Annotated in this window: 3 protein-coding genes; all 3 read left to right on the top strand. The window is 65.0% G+C overall.

What is annotated here, in order from left to right:
• Window positions 1–308 precede the first annotated feature (308 nt).
• The 3 genes from ABN028_RS35045 to ABN028_RS35035 all read left to right on the top strand — a co-directional run bounded on the left by ABN028_RS35045 (window position 309) and on the right by ABN028_RS35035 (window position 2,686).
• The gene (locus ABN028_RS35045) at window positions 309–1,028 is read left to right on the top strand and encodes a VOC family protein (protein ID WP_349699645.1); all 720 of its coding nucleotides are present in this window, start codon (window positions 309–311) and stop codon (window positions 1,026–1,028) included.
• 215 nt (window positions 1,029–1,243) lie between these two features.
• A complete protein-coding gene (locus tag ABN028_RS35040; protein WP_349699644.1) occupies window positions 1,244–1,762 on the top strand; it encodes a DinB family protein in 519 nt (172 codons plus the stop codon).
• Between the two features lie 252 nt (window positions 1,763–2,014).
• Window positions 2,015–2,686 (top strand): Type 1 glutamine amidotransferase-like domain-containing protein, encoded by a 672-nt coding sequence (locus tag ABN028_RS35035; protein ID WP_349699643.1) that lies wholly within the window; start codon window positions 2,015–2,017, stop codon window positions 2,684–2,686.
• The last annotated feature ends 123 nt before the right edge of the window (window positions 2,687–2,809 follow it).

Raw genomic sequence — 2,809 nt, 5'->3', positions numbered from 1 at the left:
CTCATCATCCCCGATCGGGCGGCCACGGCCTTCTCCTTGACGCCACTGCGACCCGGCCGTTCCGTTTCCGTTCGCTACGCTCGCCCCAACAAGCAGCCGTGTTGCGACCACCGCCAGAATCCGCCGAACCTTCCGCGTACGGATAGGGACGGCCGACCGCGACGTTCCCTACTTCGGTGATTGCCGAATTGCCCTCTCCATATGGGATCAAGGCGCCGCTGACGCGCGGCAACGCACACCCGCACTACCAGCATGTGTGCCTCGTAGCCGGACTGGAGTGTCCCTGCCAAGTGCCATCCTGTGCTTCCATGACGCCAAGAATCGACACCATCGTGATCGACTGCCCCGACCCCGAGGTCCTCGCCGCGTTCTACGCCGAGCTGCTCGCCATGCAGATCCTGCGGCGACCACCGGACTTGATGACGATCGGGCGGGAGGGTGAGCACCCACGGCTGGCGTTCCAAGCCATCGAGGAATACCACCCGCCGCAGTGGCCCGACCCGGCATACCCAAAGCAGGTCCACCTCGATATCGGCGTCCCCGATGCCACCGCCACAAGGGCATGGCTCCGCGAGCATGGAGCCACCTGGCACGAGGACGGCACCGACTGCCAAGTCTGGTCCGACCCAGCGGGACATCCATTCTGCGTGGCCCACGACACCTGGTCGGCACCTACGATCGGCGGAATCGTGCTGGATAGCGAGGACCACTCCGCCCTGGCCGCGTTCTACGCCGAGCTACTCGGACTGCACCAGACCAGACACGAGTGGGACAGCTTCTGGAGAATGCTCGACAGCGGCGACGGCCCGATCCTGTCCTTTGCCAAGATCGACGAACACCGCCAACCCCGCTGGCCCGACCCGACGTACCCGCCACAAATTCATCTCGACATCGCCGTCGAAGACCCGACCGCAGTGGAGACGGCCAAGCACCTCGGCGCGATCCAACTACCTGACATCGGTGGTCCCTGGCCGGTGTACGCCGACCCGGTGGGTCATCCATTCTGCCTGTGTTCGCCAAGCCAGTGACTACCTCGGCCAAACGGACTCCGGTCACTGGTGTAGTCCGCCACGAGCGACCTCCCGCCCGACGTACCTACAAGCGAGCGTCACCTACGCATGAGACGTTGGCGTCGCGCCGCCATCGTCCTACCTGTTCGTAAGCGGATCGACTTCTGTACGTACCAGGACGCGTGTAGAACTCACGGCGGGGGCACCCTCAGCCGACCACCGACGGAGATGTCATGAACCCCGTTCCCACGCCGCCGTTCACCGCATCCATCGAACGAGCGAGTCCGAACCGCCTGGCCGGTGAGCGCGAGATGCTGACCGGGCAGCTCGACTACCACCGGGCGACGCTGCTGCACAAGCTGGACGGCCTTGACGACGTGCAGCTACGCCGGCAGATGACTAGGTCCGGCCTAAGCCTTTTGGGGCTGGTCAAGCACCTGGCCGGCACCGAGCAGCACTGGTTCTTGAAGATCTACGCAGGGATTGACGAGCCGGACCTGTTCGACTCCGAGGCCGACTTCCGGATCGACCAGGATGAGACCGCGGACGGGCTGGTCGGGCTGTACATGCACACATGCCAGCGGGCCCGCGAGGTAGTGGCCACAGGCAAGCTGGACGACGTCGTCACCACGCCCTCGGGCGCGCCGGGCAACCTCCGCGCGATCCTGGCCCACATGATCCAGGAGACCGCACGACACAACGGCCACGCCGACATCATCCGCGAGGCGATCGACGGCACCACCGGCCAGTGAAACGCTAACGACCACCCGCTGGCTGGCTGCATACCGCTGCGGTGTCCGCTGAGGGATCCGCTAGCGAGGATGGAGTTCGGTGCCTGAGTTCGGACATGCCGCGGTGCGTGCGGTGCTGTGTGCGCTCGATCCTGATCTGCGGAGCGAGCGGCCTGTCGCAGGTAGGTTTGCCTCGTTCAGCAGCGATGAGTTTCACGGTGGTCCCTGGTCTATACCTCAGACCGCCCCATCGCACTCGAATCGGGAGGCATCTTGAGGCTTCTTCTCACGTCCGCGGGCGTGAAGAACGCCAGTATCCACCGCGCGTTGGTCGATCTGCTGGGCAAGCCGATCGCCGACTCGAGCGCGCTGTGTATCCCCACCGCGCAGTACGGGCACCCCATGGTCGGCCCCGGCGTCGGTGCCTGGCGGTTCATCAGTGGAAACTCTGACCTGCCCATGGTCGACCTGGGCTGGAAGTCCGTCGGCGTGCTGGAGCTCACCGCGCTGCCCAGCATCGATGAAGAGCGCTGGGTGCCCCTGGTCCAGGAGACGGACGTCCTGCTGGTGGCGGGCGGCGATGCCCTCTACCTGTACCACTGGATGCGGCAGTCCGGGCTGGCGAACTTGCTTCCGTCGCTGAAAGAGACGGTCTGGGTGGGACTGAGCGCCGGGAGCATGGTGATGACCCCCAGGATCGGGGAGGACTTCGTCCAGTGGAGACCGCCGACCGGTGACGACAGCACGTTGGGCGTCGTTGACTTCTCGATCTGTCCACACCTGGCTCAGGAGGGCATGCCGGGCAACTCCATGGCAGAGGCGGAACAATGGGCGGCCGGCATATCGGGTCCGGCGTACGCAATGGACGACGAGACGGCCATCAAGGTGGTCGACGGCACCGTCGAGGTCGTCTCCGAGGGGCACTGGAGGCTCTTTCCCTCCTAGTGCCTCATCCGGAAACGTTGATGACGTAATCGTGTCGTGTTGACCGGTCCGGTGGTGAGTCTGGAGGCTTGCTGCTGGAGGTGGTGATGGCTCGTAAGCCTGAGGTGTTTGTTCGGCCGTTGG

Origin of the sequence: Actinopolymorpha sp. B17G11, from assembly GCF_040196095.1 — a bacterium.
In the GTDB taxonomy this organism is placed as follows: Bacteria; Actinomycetota; Actinomycetes; order Propionibacteriales; family Actinopolymorphaceae; genus Thermasporomyces.
This window is presented reverse-complemented; position numbering and strand designations above follow the sequence as displayed.